The organism is Pontibacter silvestris (assembly GCF_020907275.1).
Classification (GTDB): domain Bacteria; phylum Bacteroidota; class Bacteroidia; order Cytophagales; family Hymenobacteraceae; genus Pontibacter; species Pontibacter silvestris.
The window spans coordinates 1-19,570 of sequence record NZ_JAJJWI010000034.1 but is presented as its reverse complement, the minus strand read 5'-3'; the positions used below and the strand labels follow the sequence as shown (position 1 = coordinate 19,570).

General features: G+C 46.5%; 22 protein-coding genes and 1 pseudogene. 22 read left to right on the top strand and 1 reads right to left on the bottom strand.

Annotation, left to right across the window (positions count from 1 at the left end):
• The first annotated feature begins 328 nt into the window (after positions 1-328).
• The 19 genes from LN995_RS19775 to LN995_RS19685 all read left to right on the top strand — a co-directional run bounded on the left by LN995_RS19775 (position 329) and on the right by LN995_RS19685 (position 15,682).
• Positions 329-1,123, top strand: a complete 795-nt coding sequence (locus LN995_RS19775; protein ID WP_229962821.1) for an SDR family oxidoreductase — start codon at positions 329-331, stop codon at positions 1,121-1,123.
• Between the two features lie 29 nt (positions 1,124-1,152).
• The gene (locus tag LN995_RS19770; RefSeq protein ID WP_229962820.1) at positions 1,153-2,154 is read left to right on the top strand and encodes a saccharopine dehydrogenase family protein; all 1,002 of its coding nucleotides are present in this window, start codon (positions 1,153-1,155) and stop codon (positions 2,152-2,154) included.
• Between the two features lie 279 nt (positions 2,155-2,433).
• Positions 2,434-3,066: a DUF2652 domain-containing protein gene (locus tag LN995_RS19765; protein WP_229962819.1), complete on the top strand. Its 633-nt coding sequence runs from the start codon at positions 2,434-2,436 to the stop codon at positions 3,064-3,066.
• A gap of 184 nt (positions 3,067-3,250) precedes the next feature.
• The gene (locus tag LN995_RS19760) at positions 3,251-4,894 is read left to right on the top strand and encodes an NADP-dependent glyceraldehyde-3-phosphate dehydrogenase (protein ID WP_229962818.1); all 1,644 of its coding nucleotides are present in this window, start codon (positions 3,251-3,253) and stop codon (positions 4,892-4,894) included.
• Positions 4,895-5,101: 207 nt separating this feature from the next.
• Entirely contained in the window at positions 5,102-5,908 is an 807-nt protein-coding gene (locus tag LN995_RS19755) for an SDR family oxidoreductase (RefSeq protein ID WP_229962817.1), read from the top strand.
• 60 nt (positions 5,909-5,968) lie between these two features.
• Positions 5,969-6,880 (top strand): helix-turn-helix domain-containing protein, encoded by a 912-nt coding sequence (locus LN995_RS19750; protein WP_229962816.1) that lies wholly within the window; start codon positions 5,969-5,971, stop codon positions 6,878-6,880.
• A 71-nt stretch (positions 6,881-6,951) separates the two neighbouring features.
• Positions 6,952-7,152, top strand: a complete 201-nt coding sequence (locus tag LN995_RS19745) for a hypothetical protein (RefSeq protein WP_229962815.1) — start codon at positions 6,952-6,954, stop codon at positions 7,150-7,152.
• 96 nt (positions 7,153-7,248) lie between these two features.
• On the top strand, positions 7,249-8,106 hold the full coding sequence (locus LN995_RS19740) for an alpha/beta hydrolase (protein ID WP_229962814.1): 858 nt from the start codon (positions 7,249-7,251) through the stop codon (positions 8,104-8,106).
• Positions 8,107-8,109: 3 nt separating this feature from the next.
• Positions 8,110-8,571 (top strand): peroxiredoxin, encoded by a 462-nt coding sequence (locus tag LN995_RS19735; RefSeq protein ID WP_229962813.1) that lies wholly within the window; start codon positions 8,110-8,112, stop codon positions 8,569-8,571.
• A gap of 26 nt (positions 8,572-8,597) precedes the next feature.
• Positions 8,598-9,170, top strand: coding sequence for a Crp/Fnr family transcriptional regulator (locus tag LN995_RS19730; protein WP_229962812.1), 573 nt, complete (start codon positions 8,598-8,600; stop codon positions 9,168-9,170).
• 55 nt (positions 9,171-9,225) lie between these two features.
• Entirely contained in the window at positions 9,226-9,804 is a 579-nt protein-coding gene (locus LN995_RS19725) for a TetR/AcrR family transcriptional regulator (protein WP_229962811.1), read from the top strand.
• A 37-nt stretch (positions 9,805-9,841) separates the two neighbouring features.
• Positions 9,842-10,492, top strand: coding sequence for a hypothetical protein (locus tag LN995_RS19720; RefSeq protein ID WP_229962810.1), 651 nt, complete (start codon positions 9,842-9,844; stop codon positions 10,490-10,492).
• A gap of 31 nt (positions 10,493-10,523) precedes the next feature.
• Positions 10,524-11,309, top strand: coding sequence for an SDR family oxidoreductase (locus tag LN995_RS19715; protein WP_229962809.1), 786 nt, complete (start codon positions 10,524-10,526; stop codon positions 11,307-11,309).
• 124 nt (positions 11,310-11,433) lie between these two features.
• Positions 11,434-11,904: a nuclear transport factor 2 family protein gene (locus LN995_RS19710; RefSeq protein ID WP_229962808.1), complete on the top strand. Its 471-nt coding sequence runs from the start codon at positions 11,434-11,436 to the stop codon at positions 11,902-11,904.
• Positions 11,897-12,625 (top strand): SDR family NAD(P)-dependent oxidoreductase, encoded by a 729-nt coding sequence (locus LN995_RS19705; RefSeq protein WP_229962807.1) that lies wholly within the window; start codon positions 11,897-11,899, stop codon positions 12,623-12,625. Before LN995_RS19710 ends, LN995_RS19705 begins: the two co-directional genes overlap by 8 nt.
• A 188-nt stretch (positions 12,626-12,813) precedes the next feature.
• Positions 12,814-13,335 (top strand): DNA-3-methyladenine glycosylase I, encoded by a 522-nt coding sequence (locus LN995_RS19700; protein ID WP_229962806.1) that lies wholly within the window; start codon positions 12,814-12,816, stop codon positions 13,333-13,335.
• Positions 13,320-13,679 carry a nuclear transport factor 2 family protein gene (locus tag LN995_RS19695; RefSeq protein ID WP_229962805.1) on the top strand — a complete coding sequence of 120 codons (360 nt, stop codon included), beginning with the start codon at positions 13,320-13,322 and terminating at the stop codon, positions 13,677-13,679. The genes LN995_RS19700 and LN995_RS19695 overlap by 16 nt, the downstream gene beginning before the upstream one ends.
• Before the next feature lie 15 nt (positions 13,680-13,694).
• Positions 13,695-14,018 (top strand): nucleoside triphosphate pyrophosphohydrolase family protein, encoded by a 324-nt coding sequence (locus LN995_RS19690; protein ID WP_229962804.1) that lies wholly within the window; start codon positions 13,695-13,697, stop codon positions 14,016-14,018.
• A gap of 119 nt (positions 14,019-14,137) precedes the next feature.
• Positions 14,138-15,682: an aldehyde dehydrogenase family protein gene (locus tag LN995_RS19685; protein ID WP_229962803.1), complete on the top strand. Its 1,545-nt coding sequence runs from the start codon at positions 14,138-14,140 to the stop codon at positions 15,680-15,682.
• Positions 15,683-16,387: 705 nt separating this feature from the next.
• Here LN995_RS19685 and LN995_RS19680 read toward each other — a convergent pair.
• The gene (locus LN995_RS19680) at positions 16,388-17,239 is read right to left on the bottom strand and encodes an AraC family transcriptional regulator (protein WP_229962802.1); all 852 of its coding nucleotides are present in this window, start codon (positions 17,237-17,239) and stop codon (positions 16,388-16,390) included.
• Between the two features lie 207 nt (positions 17,240-17,446).
• On the opposite strand from LN995_RS19680, the gene LN995_RS19675 reads away from it, so the two are divergent.
• The 3 genes and pseudogenes from LN995_RS19675 to LN995_RS19665 all read left to right on the top strand — a co-directional run.
• Entirely contained in the window at positions 17,447-18,406 is a 960-nt protein-coding gene (locus LN995_RS19675) for a ribonucleoside-diphosphate reductase small subunit (protein ID WP_229962801.1), read from the top strand.
• 722 nt (positions 18,407-19,128) lie between these two features.
• Positions 19,129-19,242: an NAD-dependent epimerase/dehydratase family protein gene (locus LN995_RS19670; protein WP_229962800.1), complete on the top strand. Its 114-nt coding sequence runs from the start codon at positions 19,129-19,131 to the stop codon at positions 19,240-19,242.
• Positions 19,243-19,353: 111 nt separating this feature from the next.
• A pseudogene (locus LN995_RS19665) lies at positions 19,354-19,570 on the top strand (NAD-dependent dehydratase); the annotation flags it as partial.

Below are 19,570 nucleotides of genomic sequence, written 5' to 3'. Positions count from 1 at the left end.
ATGGTGTATCCATAATGACAGAGGAAAAATATATCTTTATTTTAAAACAATCGTTTCAGAAATACATATCTTTGCAGCAGCTGTGGCAAGAAAAGTTGAATTCAACGGAGAGGTAACGATCCGGAAGGCGATGGAGGTGTTTTGGAGCAAGGGCTACAGCGGTGCCACCATGAGGTGAATCTATATGAGCGTATTCAAACTTATTTATACTAGATAAGAAATTATAGCATCAGCTATGAAACTATAAATATCAAAGAAGATTATCACCCCAAAGCAAAATTTTTTTCGGAAATTATAAAACAAACGATTCAAAATAGAATAAACAACCATGGAAAACAAAGAACAGATCACCCCAGAGTTGGCAGGCAAAATTGCTTTAGTTACAGGCGGTACCAAAGGAATAGGAAAAGCCACTGCCGACAGATTGGCCCAAGCAGGCGCTACCGTGATCATCACGGCAAGGAATGAACCGGCAGATAACGAATACGGACACCACTTTATCAAAGCAGACCTGGCAATAGCAGAAGAAACAACTCCTGTTATCACCGGCATTCTGGAAAAATTTGGGACAGTGGATATTTTGATCAACAACATGGGCGGCTCCAACAGTCCATCAGGTGGCTTCAGTGTGCTGACAGACGAGCACTGGGAAAATGACCTGCACCTGAACCTGCTGGCTCCGGTACGTATCGACAGGGCTATCCTGCCGACTATGCTGGAAAAGAAAAGCGGAGTGATCATCCATATTTCTTCCTTGACCGGCGTTTTGCCTATGTGGGAGTCTTTAGGCGCTTATGCAGTAGCAAAAGCGGCTTTGATCAACTACAGTAAAAGCCTTTCAAAGGAAGTTACCCCAAAAGGCATTCGCGTGATGACCGTATCACCGGGCATGGTCAAAACCGAAACCATGGAAGGTTACTTACAATCCTTGGCAGAAGGTGCAGGTATCACTATAGAGGAGAGCACGCAGAATGTCATGAATTCCCTCGGCGGTATTCCTATGGGCAGGATGGCAAGCCCTGAAGACGTGGCTGAAATAGTAGGTTTCCTGGTTTCACCAAGGGCTTCTTACCTGTCAGGGGCAAACTACATCATTGACGGAGGCTCAAACCCCACTGTCTAAATAAGGCATTCATATCAAAGAATCAACCCATGAATTCATCAAAAAACAAAATACTGATATACGGAGCTGCCGGCTATACCGGACGATTAGTATGTGAACGGGCAAAAGAATTAGAACTACCGTTTGAAATCGCAGGCAGATCTGGCGATACGATAGAACCCTTGGCGAAGGAGCTTGGGGTTGCTTACCATACCTTCGGGGTAGATGACGCTGCCGGATGGAAAGCGGCACTGCAAAATGCATCTTGCCTGATCAACGCAGCCGGCCCTTTTGAGAACACGGCGGAATATGCGATGAAAGCCTGCCTTGACAACGGTGTCCACCACCTGGATATCAGTGCGGAGCTTGCCACCTACCAACTTGCCGAATCGTTGGATGAGCAGGCAAAGCAAGCCGGGATCATGCTTATTTCCGGTGCAGGTATGTTCGTGAGTTATGATGCACTGGTGCTGCACACCGCCAGGCGCGTCAAGACCCCCCACAAAGTATCCGTGGCATTCAGGCATTACGGAGGTTTCTCCCGCGGTTCGGTCAAGAGTAGCCGTAATATCGCTGGATTAGGCATCTTGGTAAGAAAAGACGGCAAAATCAAACAAGTGGCTGATGCGCAGACCAAACTATTTTACTTTGGCGACGGGGAGGAGGAATGTTTGCCAACTCCGTTAGGCGGCATTATCCTTTCCTACAAATCAACAGGTATTCCAAACATCGAAGAATACTTTCAGCTTAAACTACCTGCGTCCGGCATGGCGGACCTGGCGGATATAGATGCCCTGCCGGACGGCCCGAATGCGGAGGAACGGGCGGCAGGCAGAACCAGGCTCGCTGCGGAAGTTACCGATGAAGATGGCGGAAAGGCTTATTCGGTAGTGGATGCCCCTTCCGGGTACACCCTGACCTCGCTTTCTGTAGTGGCAGTAGCGCACAGGATCTTAAGGGGCGATTTCAAAACAGGTTTCCAATCCCCGGCCTCTGCTTTCGGGGAGTCAATCATCCGTGACATTCCGGATACAAACATCATCGACTTTTAAAAGGAGGGGCAGCCCGAGTTGAAGGTAGTGAAACCGATCCCGTTTACCCTATAAAGGACGATGACTGCATGAAAACCCCCAGGTAAAATCAGGCAAGGGGCGATTGATTAGCATTTTGGATACAACAATCCCTTATTTGGATACTCTTTGATTTTAAATCAAGCCGAAATTTACATCATCAAATAAAATAACAGCTGTCCATAGATTCATTCAGAAACTATGTGCCTGCAAACGAGGTGTAAGTAGGGTACGGCAGTAAAACCATTTAATCGGAACGGAATGTTAAAGACACTTGAAAAACAACCCATGTCGTTCAACAACCTACGGGTTCCTGGACGGTATACCCATACACCATCGAAAGGATTGATTGTGATGCCGGATATCAGTGGTTTTACCCGTTTTGTCAACTCAACCGACATGGCAGAAGGAAAACTTGTAATCACGGAGTTGCTGTCGTCTATTCTGGAGAATAACATTCTGGGCCTGAAGGTATCGGAGATCGAGGGAGACGCGGTTCTTTTCTATAGAATCGGACCGCCTCCTTCCGGCTCTGATATTTTAAGGCAATATGAACAGATGCTATTCCACTTCAAAGAGAAAGTGGCCGAATTCACCGATCTGTTTCACCATGATTCAAAATTATCCTTGAAGCTGATCGCGCATTACGGAGAGATTTCTGAATACCGGGTGGGGGGCTTTGAGAAACTGTACGGGCGGGCTGTCATTGAGTCCCACCGGCTTCTTAAAAATTCCATTGATAGCCATTCATATGCTCTTTTAACGGATGACTTACTAGATGCAGTTACACAGGTGCCCTTTATAAATCAGGAAAAAGGTATAAATGCCAGCAAACTGTGCCAGGTATACGGAGATTTGCGAAATATCTGCTTTACCTACTTTGATTATAACTGAAAGGAGCAGGGATAGATAATCAGCACTACCTGATTGTCCACTCACCCTTCTGCTAAAGGCTGTTGAATTCAGGAGGGGAAAACAGGTGCTGCTCTTTACTCCTTCTTCGGGGATGACCCGTTTCCTGCAGGGACAGTGCCATCCTCCGAAACAGAATAAGTCACTTTAAAACCATTGCATTGTTATGGAATCAGAGAATAAACTAAAGCGGTTGATCATTCACCCGGATTTAATTCCTGCCGAGAACAGAATAAAAAGGCCGATTCACCAGCGCCGTATATTGATCGACGGGGAGCTGGAAGTTTGGAACGGGCCGGTACACCAGGTGTTTTCCCCTGTTTATCTTAGAAACACCGATAATTCATCGGCAGAGGAATCACAAATGCTGATCGGGAGCTATCCGCTGGCAACAAGCAAAGAGGCCGAGTTAGCGCTGAACGCGGCGGTAAAGGCCTACAACGGCGGGCGGGGCCCGTGGCCTTCCATGCCGGTGCAAAAAAGGATCAGGTGCCTGGATGTCTTTACCAAGAAAATGGTCCAGCGCAAGGATGAGATAGTGAATCTGATCATGTGGGAGATCGGCAAAAGCTCCGCTGATGCAGAGAAGGAGTTTGACCGTACCATCGAATACATACAGGACACGGTAAGAGCGGCGAAGAAACTGAATAACTCAACGTCTGCTTTCCAGGTACAGCAAAACTTCATCGGCCAAACCAAAAAACTGCCTTATGGGGTGGTCTTGTGCATGGGGCCATTCAATTACCCGCTGAACGAGACGTTTACCACGCTTATTCCGGCGCTGATCATGGGGAACACTATTTTGTTTAAACCGCCGAAACACGGTACGCTCCTGTTCGAGCCTTTGCTGGAGGCTTTCTGGGAGGCCTTTCCGAAGGGCGTTGTAAATACCGTGTATGGCCGGGGGCGTGATACGGTTCCCTTCCTGATGCAATCCGGCAAAGTCGATGTTCTGGCTTTGATCGGCTCGAGTAAAGTAGCCGACAGCCTTAAAAAGATGCACCCTAAATCCAACCGCCTGAAGTCGGTGTTGGGCCTGGATGCCAAGAATGCGGCTATTGTCATGGATGATGCCGAATTGGACCTGACTGTCAAAGAGTGTATTTCCGGGGCCCTTTCCTTTAACGGGCAGCGGTGTACGGCGTTGAAAATCTTGTTTGTACATACGGACATAGCCGACCGTTTCAACAAGCGCTTGGTGGAAGAGGTAGATAAGCTGGCGATCGGGATGCCTTGGACGGCAGGGGTGGCTATCACTCCGCTGGCGGAACCGGAGAAGCCAAGGTATTTACAGGAGTGCCTGGAAGATGCAGTTGAACATGGAGCTACTATCCTGAATACCGCATCCGGTGGGGGTTCGGCATATAAATCGTTGATGAAACCAGCTATTGTATACCCGGTAAATGAAGCCATGAAGCTCTACCGTGAGGAGCAGTTCGGGCCGATCATACCCATCGTGCCGTTCGATGATGTTGAGATACCCGTCGATTATATCACGGAATCTTCCTTCGGGCAGCAGGTCAGCATTTTCAGCCGGGACAGTGAGGATATCGGTTTGCTGATTGATTTACTGGCCGGGCAGGTAGGCCGCATCAACATCAACAGCCAATGCCAGCGTAGCCCCGACACGTTTGCTTTCAATGGCCGCAAGGATTCCGCTGAGGGCACCTTATCGGTGGAGGAAGCCTTGCATGCTTTCTCGGTTGATTCGGTCGTAAGCACCAGGCAAACGGCTTTCAACCAAGCGATCATTGATGACATCCTGGTTAACCATAAATCGAACCGGTTGAGTCATACGGTTGCCCTATGATGCTCCACGTGCAAAGCCGGTATTCTTCATCATCAAACCTCTTGACAGAGCAGGTCTTTAGAGTCGCGACTGCCTTGAACATTATTATCTTTAGATTATCTTATCACCTTACACAAGGTTATTCAGGCTACTATTTCCACCATTTCGGTTAATCCAGAAACGGAAGGTTTATTGAATTTTGCATTGTACAATTAAAACGAGATAGTTATGGGAAAGACAATTTTCATTACAGGTGCATCGGCCGGTTTAGGAAAAGCTACCGCCAGATTATTCCATTCAAAAGGCTGGAAGGTGATTGCTACCATGCGGAACCCCGAAAAGGAAACCGAACTTTCGCAACTGGACAGCATCGTGCTGCTGCCTTTGGATGTGACCAATTCAAAACAAATCAGAGAAACCGTAGCTAAGGTGCTGGAAAATCACCATGTGGATGTGGTCTTGAATAACGCCGGGTATGGTTTAGTGGGGCCATTGGAGGCATTTACAGATGAGCAGATTGAAACGCAGATCCAAACCAACTTATTTGGAGTCATCCATGTATCCCGGGCATTCTTATCTTACTTCAGGGAAAAGAAAAGCGGCACTTTTATCAATGTAACTTCCTCTTTCGGATTATTGAGCTTCCCTACCTGTTCCGTTTACAGTGCCTCCAAATTCGGTGTAGACGGCTTTTCCGAGGGACTGGCTTATGAACTTGCCCAGTTTGGTATTCAGGTAAAGGTAGTGGCTCCGGGTGGAATGCAAACCGATTTCGCCGGACGTTCTTTGCAGGGTGGAATGCACGATGCCTATCAAAAGTTGACAGCCAAAGTAAGTGAAGGGTACAGCGCCGAGCAGGTGGCAGCATATACCAAAGCGGAAGAAGTAGCACAGGTTATTTTCAATGCGGCAACCGATGGTAAAAATCAACTGAGATATGTTGCCGGGAAAGATGCGATTGCCTTATACACAGAGCGATTGGAAAGCGGACCAGAAGCGCAGGTGCAAAAGATTAAATCCCAATTTGTATTTTAATTCAACTAAATTCCTGTCCGTACAAAAATAGAAAGGACAGGAATTTTAATTTTTTTCCAAATGAAAAAGCAGCCAGTCGTATTCAATTCTCTGTCCCAGCTCCATAAAGCAATGGGCCAACCGGCTCCTAGCCACCCGCTGATCAGCATCCTGAACTATGGAGAGGCCCATTTCGACCCTAAGGACTACGAACAGGGTATTATCCTGAATTTCTATAAAGTATCCTTCAAGACCAGTTTCTCGGGAAGGCTTAAATACGGGCAGGGATATTATGATTTCGAAGAAGGCGGGATGTCTTTTATCGCTCCCGGACAACTACTGCGCATGCAGGAGGAAGAAGCCGATTACGACGGGATGACCTTGCATATTCACCCGGATTTTCTTCGGGCCTATCCTTTGAACACCGCCATCAAACAATACGGTTTTTTCAGTTATTCCGCAGCAGAGGCACTCTATCTCTCTGAAAAAGAAAAAACGACTATTCTGAGCATCTATCGATTTATCCAGGAAGAATTAAGTGAAAGGGTAGACAAATTCAGCCAGGATGTGATCATTTCCCAGATCGAACTGTTGCTCAACTATGCCCACCGTTTCTACGACCGTCAGTTCATCACCAGAAAAGCGGTGAACAATGATATCCTGAGCAAATTAGAAACTCTGCTGGAGGGCTATTTCAACGATGACAAATCACTGATAGACGGTTTACCGACTGTTCATTCTGTAGCGGAACAACTGCATCTCACACCACGGTACCTGAGCGATTTGCTGCGTAACCTGATAGGGCAGAACACCCAGCAGTACATCCACGAGAAAGTCATTCATAAGGCAAAGGAATATCTGGCCAAAGACGAATTAACGGTTGCCGAGATCGCTTACCAGCTTGGTTTCGAGCATCCGCAATCATTCAATAAGCTCTTCAAGAGCAAGACGGCATTGTCACCGTTGGATTATAAAAGAAGTTTACTGAATTAGATAGGCTTTCTTATGCTCCTGGTTTCGGCTATATATCATGGTAATCGACCGAGAAATGGATCCCCCATGGAATGGCTATCATTCGTCGTTTACTGCATGGAAGTATAGCGGAAAATTTGTCTGTCTTTCATACTATCGGAAATAGATGGGTAAATGCACTTTGCCTGCTCAAAAACAGCATTCCTTTTCAAATTATGGTATGGGCAACAACGGATTACGTGCATGAAGTAGCTGATCTTCTTCTGGTTTCTTATTATTCCAAAAACATTTAGGTATGATAATCCAAAAGAAGTTCTCCGAAATTAACTTAAGTGAAAAATTGCCGGATTGATTCTGCGGACCTTTGTTCTATAATAAAACACAAAACAATGAATACATTTAAAAACAAAACAAAAAAACTAACAAGGCTCTTTTCAGGATTGAGCTTAGTGTTGGTTAGCATGATAGCATTTGCTTCCTGCTCCGATGATGACGATGCGGTTCCGGGAACGGAAAGATCTCCCGTGGTACTGGTACACGGTGCCTGGCAGGCATCTTTTGCCTGGGAACAAGTCAAAGATAACCTGGTGGCAGATGGCTACGATGTCACTGTCGTAAATCTCAAAGGCCACGGTGAAGATGATACACCGGTTAGCGGGCTTAGCTTTACTGGCTATGCCAATCAGGTGAAGGAAGCTATCGCTTCATTCGATAAACCCGTCATACTTGTGGGGCACAGTTTGGGAGGTGCCGTAGTCACGCAAGTAGCCTCTGAAATGCCAGCGAAAATCACTAAGCTGGTGTATGTAGCCGGATTCATTCCGCAAAACGGGAAAAGTGTCTTGGACTATGCCGGAATGGATCCGGGCTCGCTGTTAGGGCCGGTACTGGAATTCAATCAAGACCATACATTGGCTGGCCTGGTGGATCCGGAGGTAAATTTCCCCAAGGTGTTCATCCAGGACGGAACTGAAGAGCAAAAGCAGTATGTGCTAAGTCATTACAAGGCAGAACCTGTCGCTCCTTTGGCAACCCCGTTGAAGTATACGCCGGAAAATTATAATTCCGCAGGAAGAAAATATTATGTGTTCACCACCATGGACAACGCGATAAGCTATCCGTTCCAGCAACAAATGGCAACAGAGGCGGGCATCACAAACACCTTCACCATTCAGACGGGACACAGTCCGTTTATTTCAAAGCCGAATGAACTGACTTCTATCCTTCAGGATATTGCAAAAGATTGAACGATGAGAAATAAAACCAAAACAACGTTAGATGTAGGCGACAAAGTCCCGGCATTTACGCTACAGGATCAGAACGGTATGGATTTCAACATCCAGCATTTCCTCGGAAAAAAACTAATCATCTACTTTTACCCGAAAGATGAAAGCGGGGTTTGTACCAAAGAAGCATGTGCGTTCCGGGATAGCTATAAATTCTTCGAAGATAAAGGGGCGATCGTAATCGGAATCAACTCAGGCAGTGTAGAGAGTCACAGAAATTTTGCTGCACACCATAAACTGAATTTCACCTTACTGAGCGATCCGGACAACAGGGTGTTGAAATCCTTCGGGATTAGAAACGTACTGTTCCTCACCGGAAGGGAAACCTTTGTGGTGGATGAAAGTGGGAAAGTCGTATTCAAATACCGTGGCTTTCTGAACGGGAATGCCCATGTGGACAAAACGCTGGAATACCTAAACAGTTAGAAATGGAAAGTGATAGCGTAAAACTTTTGCAAAATATAGTAACGCCGTTCGCAAGGCTAACGGAGGAGGAAATCTCCGTTAGCCTTGCTTTTTGGCAGAAAAGGGATATTCCCAGAGGAAATTTCTACAATAAGCAAAATGTAGTCTGCAAAGATCTGGGCATCGTGATCAAAGGAATCTTCCGGGTGTACTACTATGATCCGGAAACGGACGAGGAAAAGAATATCTTCTTTTTCTCAGAAGGGCAATTTATCGTTTCGTTCCGGAGTTTCATCTACCAGCATCCCTGCAATTATTACATCGAGGCGTTGGAAGATGCGGAAATACTGTATGTTCCTTATCAGGATTTGCAAAACCTGTACCTGAACCACAAACCCTGGGAACGCTTCGGCAGAATTCTGGCAGAGCATTTTTTCAATCAGTCGCAGGGACGTGCAGAAGACTTATTGTTCCTCACCCACGAGCAACGTTATCTGAACCTGTTGAAAGAGCACCCAAACATTGTCCAACGTGTCGCCTCTTTTCATATCGCGTCATTTCTGGGCATCAAGAACCAATCTTTGAGCCGGATAAAGAAACGGATACAGGTAAATGAATAAGAATTCAAATTCTGAAATGATTGTTTCAAAAATTTGTTTACCTTTGCCTTGTATTATGGCACGAAACGTAGAATTTGATGAGCAACTGGCTATTTCCAAGGCAATGGACGTCTTTTGGAAAAAGGGCTATAATGGTACGACCATGCGGGATCTTACCGAAGCGATGGGTATCAACAGCAGCAGCCTGTACAATACCATCGGCGACAAGCACCAGCTTTTCATAAGAGCCATCAAACACTACACGGAATCACGGATGGATGCCGCCAAAAAGCAGTTGCAGCAGATCACGTCTCCGCTGAAAGCAATTGAAAAGTATATCAACGCTTCCGTTTACACGATCACCAATGAACCTAATAGTTGCCTGGCCATCAAGACCACCTTTGAAGTGGCCACCGGAGATGCGGAAGTGCAGAAGATTATCAGGGCCGATAGTGAGTTTACCTATCAGCTGTTGATCGGATTGGTTAAAAAAGCTATTGAGAAGAAGGAAATCAAGGTAAGTCAGGATGCGGAGATGCTGACAGACTATATCATCAACCATTTTACAGGCTGGCACGAGTCCTTTATCATCCACCGGGACAAAACAAGAATCAAGAAAACAGCGCAGTTTCTGATCGAGCAGCTAAGTCTATAATTTTTTTACCTTTTTTTAAAACAAACGTTTTAAAATTATGAACTCCATAGACCTACAGCAGAAATACAGCAGTTACTATATTGCGGGTGAATCACCGGAGGTCGTAGACATCGCTCAGGTAAGCTATGTTTCCATTCTCGGAGAAGGAAGCCCCGGAACGGCCGCTTTCTACGGGAAGAAAAAAGCCATAAAAGACTTTGTTTCCCGGTTGCAAGAAAAGTACGGGGGAACGGAGCAGGCGTTTATAAGCCAGGTAGTGGAAATCTTCTATTGGTATGATGAAGAGCAAACGGGTTTCGTGGACATCGGTGAATTCTATACCACTGTGGACCTGGACCAGCTTCATTACCGAATAGCCATCCGCATTCCGGAGTATATTCCGGACAAGGCTATCCGGGAAATAGCCCGAAGTTCAGCGGAGAATCCCTTTTCCAGGGATGTTGAGCGCTTCACCTATACGGCTGGAAAATGCGTGCAGCTTCTGCACGCAGGACTCCTTGCGGGGGAATTGGAAACCCTACCGCTATTGCAGCAATTTGCGACGGAAAACGGCTTTAGAAAATCAGGCATGCACCACGAGATTCATGTAGTGAATTTCGAAAAGGGACAAAGCCAGGCACATCTCCGAACTATCCTGCGGGATCCGGTAGTGGCAATCAAACAAACGTATTTTTTTAACCAAATCTGAAACATTTGTTTCAGTTAAATCAATGAATAAAATGAAAAATCCAGAAAAAGAATTAACAGGTAAGGTAGCCTTGGTTACCGGCGGAACAAAGGGCATCGGAAAAGCCATCGCAGATGAACTGGCAGCCTTGGGGGCTACCGTTGTAGTTTCGGCAAGGAGCAAACCCACAGAAGGGATAGCCTATGATTTCATAGCTGCGGATCTGACGAAGAGCTCGGACAATGAAGCGTTAGCCCAAAAGATTACCGAGCAATATGGCGGGTTGGATATTCTGGTCAACAATGTGGGTGGGACTTCTTCCCCGGCAGGCGGTTTCAGCGTGCTCTCAGACCAGGACTGGGAAAGTGATTTGCAGCTGAACCTCTTGGCAGCTATCAAATTGGATAAGGCACTCGTCCCTTCCATGATGGCGCGGAAATCGGGAGTGGTTATCCATATCTCCTCCCTCAACGGTAAACTGCCCCTTTATGCTTCCAATTTCTCCTACGGCGTTACCAAAGCAGCCCTGAACAACTACAGCAAGACACTGGCCAATGAAGTGGCTTCCAATGGGGTTCGGGTGATCACCGTTTCCCCGGGAATGGTTAAAACCGCGGCGATGGATACTTTCTTAGAAAGTTATGCCACCTCCATCGGGAAAAGCCCTGATGAAGCCGCTCAGATAGTGATGGATGGCCTGGGGGGAGTACCCATGAACCGGTTGGCCCAACCGGAGGAGATTGCGCATTTAGTGGGCTTTTTGGCCTCACCCAAAGCGTCTTACATCACCGGCGCGAATTACGTGATAGACGGTGGAACAATCCCGACTGTTTTTTAAGGTCCGTTTCTAAAGCAGATGTTACAAAATAGAAGTTCTGTAAAGAAGATTGCTTTCCGGTATTCCGGATACAAACCTCATTGGTCTTATTAACTCAAATCAACCAGACTGTAAATAAAATTATATGATGAGTAGCGAACAACAAATTTTAAACCTGATCGGGAAATACACCCATTATGTGGACCAGGCAGATTTTGAAAAGGTAGGTGAATTGTTCATAAATGGAAAAATCATATCCCCGGGCAGCAGTATGGAAGGCAAGGAAGGGGTGGCAAGCCAATTGAAAAAGAATCTCCAGGTGTACCCGGATGGCACGCTGCGGACGGCACACGTTACCACCAATATTGTTCTGGACATACAGGAGGAGAAAAATGAAGCCACCGCTGTATCGTACCTAACCATATTTCAGCAGGATAAAGAACGCGGCCTTGCCCTGCAACCTATCGCAGTAGGGCGCTACCACGATGTTTTCAAACAGACGAATGATACCTGGCATTTTTCAGTCCGCGAGTTGATCATCACTCTGGCCGGAGACCTGTCCCATCACGCAATGCCAGGTAGTATTGATCCTGAAACGATAGAAAACAATGGGTAATAATAAAACTGTACTGGTAACCGGTGCCAATAAGGGCATCGGTTTGGCTACGGCTACATTGTTTGCAGAAAAGGGATACCAGGTTTGGATGGGTGTACGGAATATGGAGAAGGGAGAAGAAGCTTTGTACCAACTCAAAGCCCGTAATCTGGATGTTCAACTGGTGCAACTTGACGTTTCGGATGATGTAGGTGTACGCTCAGCTGCTTCATATTTACAGCAACGTATCGGCAAGCTGGATATCTTAATCAACAATGCCGGCTATGCCTGGGACTTATCGGTTCTGCCAAGTGAGGAACCTCTGGCATCTATCCGAAACCAATTTGAGGTCAATACCTTCGGTCCTGTCAGGGTAACCCAAAATGTATTGCCTTTACTAAAAGTCTCTGATAGGGCAAGTATAATCATGGTCAGCAGTATTGTCGGCTCGCTTGCGCTTTCGGGTGATGAGAATACCATCTACGGGAAAGTGAATTTCGGTGGGTACTCCAGCTCCAAAACGGCATTGAATGCCTTTGTGGTTGCATTTGCCAAGGAGTTAAAACCTTTGGGTATTCCGGTGGTGGGCATAGAACCGGGTCATATCAAGACGGATCTGAATAACAATACAGGTACAGATACGCCTGAAAGCGCAGCACAATTGATAGTCAGCTATGCTCTCCTACATGATATGTCAATAACTGGCGGATTCTTCGGACCCTCCGGTGCACTGCCCTGGTAGGAAATAGCTAAAAAATTCGGTTACATTTATGCTGCGGCGGGACCGAAAGTTCGCAATGACAACACAGTTCGTCAGAACGGCAACAAAACTCTCCGTTCCGGCGAATTTATCCTTCAGAGTTTGGAGCAACTTTGTGCTGTATAAAAGATAAAAAGAATAAAATGAGTTATTGCAGTTACATCCAAACGATGAAAGAACCCAGCCGAAGCCTTCATCAACACTACCATGACAACCATTACGGATTTCCCATTCATGATGATAACGAACTGTTCGGCCGCCTCCTGATGGAAATCAACCAGGCAGGGTTAAGCTGGGAAACCATCCTGAAGAAAGAGAAAAGCTTCCGCAAAGCCTATGATGATTTCAATATCGAAAAGGTTGCCGCCTACAGCGAGACAGACCGTGAAAGGCTGCTGAATGATCCCGGGATTATCCGTAACAAACTTAAAGTGAATGCAGCCATAGAAAACGCGAAGTCAATCCTTGAACTGCAGAAAGAATATGGCAGTTTCGGAAAATGGCTGGAACACCACCATCCGAAAACCAAGGAAGAATGGGTAAAACTTTTTAAGAAAACATTCCGGTTTACCGGCGGTGAAATAGTAAACGAGTTTTTGATGAGTATCGGGTATCTGCCAGGAGCGCATTCCGAAACTTGCCCCGTCCATCAGGAAATTATAAAGGTAAAACCTATGTGGCTAAAGAGATAACGGAAATGAAAACCCAGACTTTTATCAATGATTGGATTGCCACCGGCAATGATTTCAAAACAAAGGAATACCTGGATTTCTACCAGCCCGATGCCATTTTGGACGATCCTTCCGTCGGCGCGACATTCTCAGGGCACAGCGGCATCAGGGAATATTTTGACAGTTATTTCATTGGCTTTCAGACGCAGACCAAGCTGGTCAGATTAGATGTTTTAGATGACGAAAATGCGCACCTGGAAGTAGAGTTTACAGGAAAGTTTCCGGAGGGGAAAATAGGAGGAACCTTTGATTTTACATTCAAGGGTGGTAAGATCTCCTTTGTAAAAGCAGATTTGATACTTTAACCAAAAGAAAAAAACATGAGTAAGCATAATTTAGACGAAATCATCCGCCGTTCATTGGAGATACGGGGAAAATACCATGAGCTTGAGCTACAGCACCACGGAAGCGAATGGACGGTGGAAGAAGACGCGTTGGCCTATCTGACCGATGCGGGCTTGGTAGGCAGGAATATCATGTCGCAGCAGCAGCGTTGGCCAAAGGAGAATTCCCGAAACGAATTAGAGCATAAGTTGGGGGAGAATATTTGGTGGCTGATTGTATTGGCCGACAGATCAGGTATCGACATAAAGGATGCGGTACAAAAATTCATCAGCAGCAAAGAGCAATTACTGATCAACTAGCTGCGTCTGGAAATCCGAACCGCTCTGACTACCGCCCCACCTCTTTACTTAACTCCAGGTTAGACTCCAGAACAGTGATTTTATTTCTTCTCCTCATATATCATAACGTAAGTTAATCAATGGCAAAAATCATTTCCCCGCAGGTTGAGTTTACCCAGCTGCTTCACCAGGTGGAGCAGGTAGCTCCCGAAATATTTGACCAGCACGGCAACTTCCTGAACCTATTGGAAGGCCGCTGGCAGGAAAAAGGCACTCCTAAAGAGTTTGTATCCCCTATAGACGGTTCCGTAATAGGTAGCCTGCCCATGCTGGATAGGGCCACTGCGTTGCGGGCCGTACAAGGCGCTCATGGTGTAGCCGCCGAATGGAGCCGCATAGACCTGGATGAGCGTAAGCGGCGCGTGCAGGAGTGCCTCGATGGACTACGGGAACATGTGGACCTTATCGGAAAGCTTTTGATGTGGGAGATCGGCAAAACTTATAAGCTTGGCTTCACCGATATTGACCGATGCATAGATGGCGTGCAATGGTATGTGGATAACATAGAGGACATGCTTGGCCGCCGAGAACCCCTGGGTGTGGTATCGAACATTGCGTCCTGGAACTATCCCATGTCGGTGCTGATGCATGCCGTACTGGTGCAAGTGCTGTGCGGAAACGCCACTGTAGCCAAGACCCCTACCGACGGCGGCTTTATCTCGCTGAGCCTTGCCTTTGCTATTGCCCGCCGCTGTGGTTTACCTGTGACGCTTGTAAGTGGTTCGGGTGGGGAGCTGAGCGATGTGTTGGTAAAGGATCAGGCCATTGCCTGCCTTTCCTTTGTGGGCGGACGCTACAACGGCCGTAACATTGCCGATGCCTTGGCCTCTGTGCATAAGCGCTACATGCTGGAGATGGAGGGCGTGAACACCTATGGCATCTGGAACTTCTCAGACTGGAACAGACTGGGTGAGCAGCTCAAGAAAGGCTATGACTACGGCAAACAGCGGTGTACGGCCTACGTACGCTTTGTGGTAGAGCGTCGCTCGTTCCCACAGTTCCTGGAAACATATTGGGATGCCATCCGCAGCCTCAAAATCGGTAATCCTACCTTAGTGGATAATCCTGATGACAAGCTACCCGATTTAGCATTCGGCCCAGTAATCAACAGTCGCCAGGCCGAGGACCTGGACCGGTTATATGCAGATGCTCTCAAGACAGGTGCCACACCCATTTATGAAGGCAAACTGGATGATGCTCTCTTCCTGCCTAATCAGGACCGCTCGGCTTACCGCGCACCACGGGCACTGGTAAACCTGCCGCGCCAGAGTGAGCTGTACTTCAAAGAGCCTTTCGGCCCGATTGATTCCGTCGTACTGGTTGACCGGGTAGAGGAGCTGGTAGGCGAGATGAATATCTCCAATGGAGCTCTGGTGGCTGCCATTTCCTCAGATGATGAGAAGTGGGCCCAGCGCACAGCCAGGGAGGTTCAGGCCTTCAAAGTCGGCATCAACGCCCTTCGCTCCCGCGGCGACCGCGAAGAGGTTTTCGGGGGCCTGGGTGAGTCCTGGAAAGGAGCATTCGTGGGAGGCAGACTGCTGGTGGAGGCTGTCACCCAAGGAGCACCTTCGGAGCCGGTTCTCGGTAATTACGAAGACGCGCTCCTGCTGCCTGAGAAAATCTAGACGTTTTCTGCTGTTCTTTTGGGCGGAGCTCAATGAGTGGGCTTTCTTATTATGAATCACCGATCAACCTGGAACCAGCGATATGCTGGTTCCAGGTTGATTTTCTTCCAGCACAAGTCACCAAAGCATAAAGAGACTGCTCCATTTCAGTAACCTTTTTCGGGATATAATAAGGTGTGATAGCTATTTTTATCATAGCATGGAAAACTCCTCCCCTGGCACAGGGCCTGCACGGCAAGTTTACCACATGACCACTTCATAGTGGTGGTAGTAGAAAAGATTGTGAAAAGTCTCATTTACACTGTCTGAAAAATGGGGTACTTACATTTACATTTACATATACCTTAGCCGATACACCAATTTGATCGGATTTCATTTGAAAGACCCTAGGAATGTTACTTTTTACGGCTCTGGAAAGAGCAGTGCTATACTGGATCAATTCTTTCACAGGAGCTACGGTTCACTTCGTCAATATTAAACCCGGAGAGAGGAATATTTATTAATAGGATTCATCTGTAACTTTTTGAAGCGCTTTTAGAGCAATTTAGTGCATTCAACCCCCTCCGACAAAACTAATATCATGTGAATCTGGCAATATGCTTTCTTAAACACATAAGATAGCGGTTGTATTGAGAACCTTTGGTATCAGAATGGAAGCAGGGACAGTTACGCTTCTCTAACCTAGAAGGGTGTTCTGAAACTTTTTTATGTGGTCAGGCACTTTCTCCTGAACTCACTAGGGCTCATTCCCCTGTGCTTTTTAAAGAGCTTATTCAGGTGGCTCACATCAGTAAAGCCAAAATCATAGGCAATTTCTTTCATTGTATACGCTCCGCTCCGCAGCCTGCTCTCTACTAATGTTTGCCTGCACTGGTTGATATAATCCTTCAGGGTTATATCCATGTTCCGCTTAAAAAATGCGCCTATATAACTTTGAGGCATGTTTATCTTCCCAGCCAGATGTTCTGTCAGGAGCAGGTGTGGTTGGGTAATATGCTCATGGATATACGACAACAACTGCTCTAGTTTGCTGTGAGTGCCAGCTGTAGTGAATGTTGACTTAGTTTCTTTGGCGGCGGGAAGATTTCTTTTGATAATTGTCAGCAGCGACAGTACCTGAAGGTATATAAAAGACTCATTTTCCATGATGGTTTCCCGAACGGAATGCAGCATTTTAAAAATGTGCATTATAAGCACCTTATCCTGCTTAGTAAACCGCAGCCTTGAATTACGCACGACACGGCTGTGCAATAAAAGATTTACTTCCCGGCTCCATTCATACGACACATTAGGGCCTCTTTGCACTTTAAAATCAGTAAACCTGACCGAGACAAACTTGGTTGGCACATCTATCATAAAATAATGGCTATCTGAAGGGCTTAGCACGAAAACATCTCCTTTACCATACTTCAACACAGACTCATTCAGGTGATGTGAACCGGAGCCTTCCCTAATATAGATGATCTCATAGTAGTTATGGCTGTGCTCGTAGGGTGGCCACTTTTCTGCCGAACGGTCTATGATAACAAGTGGCGTAAACTGCTTATGTCGCTTCATGCTCCGCAAATACCTGAATTTAGCTAATTTTTACAAGTAGATTTTTCTTATAAAGGGTGAGCTTTGTCCAGTTGCTAAGCTTAATATCAGCCATAACATAACAGCTACTCAACCCCTGTGGCAACAGTAAGGGATTGAGAGCAAGCCAGGCTTGGCTACAGGCATCTGATTCATGAAAGCTCATTTTATAAATAAATCAAATAGTATATGGAACCAATATTAAAAGAAAACCCGAACCGCTTTGTCCTGTTCCCCATCCAACACGAAGAAGTGTGGCAGATGTATAAGAAGGCGGAGGCAAGCTTTTGGGTAGCAGAGGAAATAGACCTGGGCCAGGACATGAAAGACTGGGAGCGTCTGAACGACGGCGAGCGCCACTTTATCAGCCAAGTGCTGGCTTTCTTCGCCGCCTCCGACGGCATTGTGAACGAGAACCTGGCCGTAAACTTCATGAACGAGGTACAGATACCCGAGGCCCGCTGCTTTTACGGTTTCCAGATCATGATGGAGAACATCCATGCGGAAACCTATTCCCTGCTGATTGATACCTATATCAAAGATCAGCATGAAAAAGACCGTTTGTTCCGTGCGCTGGAAACAGTACCGGCAGTTAAAAGAAAAGGCGAATGGGCACTTCGCTGGATCGAGAGCGAGAATTTCACCGAGCGCCTGATCGCTTTTGCGGCTGTGGAAGGCATCTTCTTCTCCGGCTCATTCTGCTCTATTTTCTGGCTAAAAAAACGCGGTCTAATGCCTGGCCTGACCTTCTCCAATGAGCTGATCTCCCGTGATGAAGGAGTGCACTGCGACTTTGCCTGCCTGCTTTACAGTATGCTGGAAAACAAGCTTTCGGAAGAGCGTGTGCACGCGATTATCCGTGATGCCGTAAGCATAGAGCAGGAGTTCGTGACAGACTCACTTCCTGTGGACCTGATAGGTATGAACGCGAGGCTGATGAGCCAGTACATCGAGTATGTGGCAGACCGCCTGCTAGTGTCACTGGGCTACAGCAAGATTTACAATTCAGCTAATCCGTTTGATTTCATGGAAATGATCTCGTTGCAGGGTAAGACAAACTTCTTTGAAAAGCGAGTGGGCGATTATCAAAAGGCCGGTGTGATGGCCGAGAAAGACAAGAATGTCTTCTCCCTTGATGAGGAGTTTTAGACTAAGCGGAAATATTTGTGCCTTGTCTTGTCTTGATATAGGTTGACACAAAGTTGATCGAAATAAAGGAAAAAACATTAAGAGAAGGTATCGTAACCGAATAACTCTGCGGCGAAGTGAGTTCCCGTAAACTGGGGGAGAAACACGTCGTGGACTTTTACCAGATCCGCCGCTAGGTACTTAAACACCAAGACCACGGCAGATAGACCAGAAGCTCATACTCACTCTCCTTAAACAATCTTTTTTCCTATCTGTGTGCAGCGAGCTTAACCACCTTTTCTGCTATCTAACTTAAAGCAGCTTATAGGCTGAAAACAAGAAGAGGCTCTTCATCCTGAAGAGCCTCTTCTTGTTGTGATCAGTTTTTAGAAAACTTTTCAACTTTTAGCCATAGGTCTATACGAATGCATCTATATGAAGGTTGTAAGAACCTGGAAAGATAGGGCGAATTTTCATAAGACTTTTATGGGCGTATAACGATAGTTATGTTGAAGAAAGGTTAGCTTCTGACTTTTGCCATATTTTGTAATGAGAATTAAAGAGTAGGGAAACTTCACCAAAATACAAGGGATCGAGCAAATAAAACAATGGTTTATTACCCTGTGCAACTTTTTACGTTTTCTTTTCAAGCTCATCTTCGTGTTCTTCATGGTACCAGGTCCAAGGCGTCACGTATGATCTAGCTAATTCGATATTGAATGATAATGAAAGAAAAATTAGATATGAATAAAACAGCCTTGATAGTTGGAGCCAGTGGAATAACCGGAAGCAATCTTGCCCAAGAACTGATTTCCCAAGGATGGACCACCTACGGCTTAGCCCGCAACCCGAAGTAGGATATACAGAACCTGCAACCGGTTGCGGCCGATCTACTGCAGCCGGAAGGCCTACAGGCAGCTTTAGCAACGGTTAATCCCACGCACGTGTTTATTACCAGTTGGATGCGCATGGAAACGGAAGCCGATAATATCCGGGTCAACGCCGCCATGGTCCGCAATCTGCTAAGTGCTTTGTCGCCCAAGAAAACGGTGGAGCACGTAGCCTTAGTTACGGGCCTAAAGCATTACCTGGGACCTTTTGAAGCATATGCCAAAGATGGATTCCTGCCTCAAACTCCTTTACGAGAGGAACAGCCCCGACTGGATATAGAGAACTTTTATTATG

Excerpts from the sequence above, each read along its gene's own strand:
- LN995_RS19735 (WP_229962813.1), top strand. The coding sequence starts at position 8,110 with ATGAGAAATAAAACCAAAACAACGTTAGATGTAGGCGACAAAGTCCCG.
- LN995_RS19750 (WP_229962816.1), top strand. The coding sequence starts at position 5,969 with ATGAAAAAGCAGCCAGTCGTATTCAATTCTCTGTCCCAGCTCCATAAA.
- LN995_RS19700 (WP_229962806.1), top strand. The coding sequence starts at position 12,814 with ATGAAAGAACCCAGCCGAAGCCTTCATCAACACTACCATGACAACCAT.
- LN995_RS19775 (WP_229962821.1), top strand. The coding sequence starts at position 329 with ATGGAAAACAAAGAACAGATCACCCCAGAGTTGGCAGGCAAAATTGCT.
- LN995_RS19710 (WP_229962808.1), top strand. The coding sequence starts at position 11,434 with ATGATGAGTAGCGAACAACAAATTTTAAACCTGATCGGGAAATACACC.
- LN995_RS19745 (WP_229962815.1), top strand. The coding sequence starts at position 6,952 with ATGGCTATCATTCGTCGTTTACTGCATGGAAGTATAGCGGAAAATTTG.
- LN995_RS19740 (WP_229962814.1), top strand. The coding sequence starts at position 7,249 with ATGAATACATTTAAAAACAAAACAAAAAAACTAACAAGGCTCTTTTCA.
- LN995_RS19690 (WP_229962804.1), top strand. The coding sequence starts at position 13,695 with ATGAGTAAGCATAATTTAGACGAAATCATCCGCCGTTCATTGGAGATA.
- LN995_RS19680 (WP_229962802.1), bottom strand. The coding sequence starts at position 17,239 with ATGAAGCGACATAAGCAGTTTACGCCACTTGTTATCATAGACCGTTCG.
- LN995_RS19760 (WP_229962818.1), top strand. The coding sequence starts at position 3,251 with ATGGAATCAGAGAATAAACTAAAGCGGTTGATCATTCACCCGGATTTA.
- LN995_RS19770 (WP_229962820.1), top strand. The coding sequence starts at position 1,153 with ATGAATTCATCAAAAAACAAAATACTGATATACGGAGCTGCCGGCTAT.
- LN995_RS19725 (WP_229962811.1), top strand. The coding sequence starts at position 9,226 with ATGGCACGAAACGTAGAATTTGATGAGCAACTGGCTATTTCCAAGGCA.
- LN995_RS19685 (WP_229962803.1), top strand. The coding sequence starts at position 14,138 with ATGGCAAAAATCATTTCCCCGCAGGTTGAGTTTACCCAGCTGCTTCAC.
- LN995_RS19715 (WP_229962809.1), top strand. The coding sequence starts at position 10,524 with ATGAAAAATCCAGAAAAAGAATTAACAGGTAAGGTAGCCTTGGTTACC.
- LN995_RS19755 (WP_229962817.1), top strand. The coding sequence starts at position 5,102 with ATGGGAAAGACAATTTTCATTACAGGTGCATCGGCCGGTTTAGGAAAA.
- LN995_RS19675 (WP_229962801.1), top strand. The coding sequence starts at position 17,447 with ATGGAACCAATATTAAAAGAAAACCCGAACCGCTTTGTCCTGTTCCCC.
- LN995_RS19765 (WP_229962819.1), top strand. The coding sequence starts at position 2,434 with ATGTTAAAGACACTTGAAAAACAACCCATGTCGTTCAACAACCTACGG.
- LN995_RS19705 (WP_229962807.1), top strand. The coding sequence starts at position 11,897 with ATGGGTAATAATAAAACTGTACTGGTAACCGGTGCCAATAAGGGCATC.
- LN995_RS19670 (WP_229962800.1), top strand. The coding sequence starts at position 19,129 with ATGAATAAAACAGCCTTGATAGTTGGAGCCAGTGGAATAACCGGAAGC.
- LN995_RS19720 (WP_229962810.1), top strand. The coding sequence starts at position 9,842 with ATGAACTCCATAGACCTACAGCAGAAATACAGCAGTTACTATATTGCG.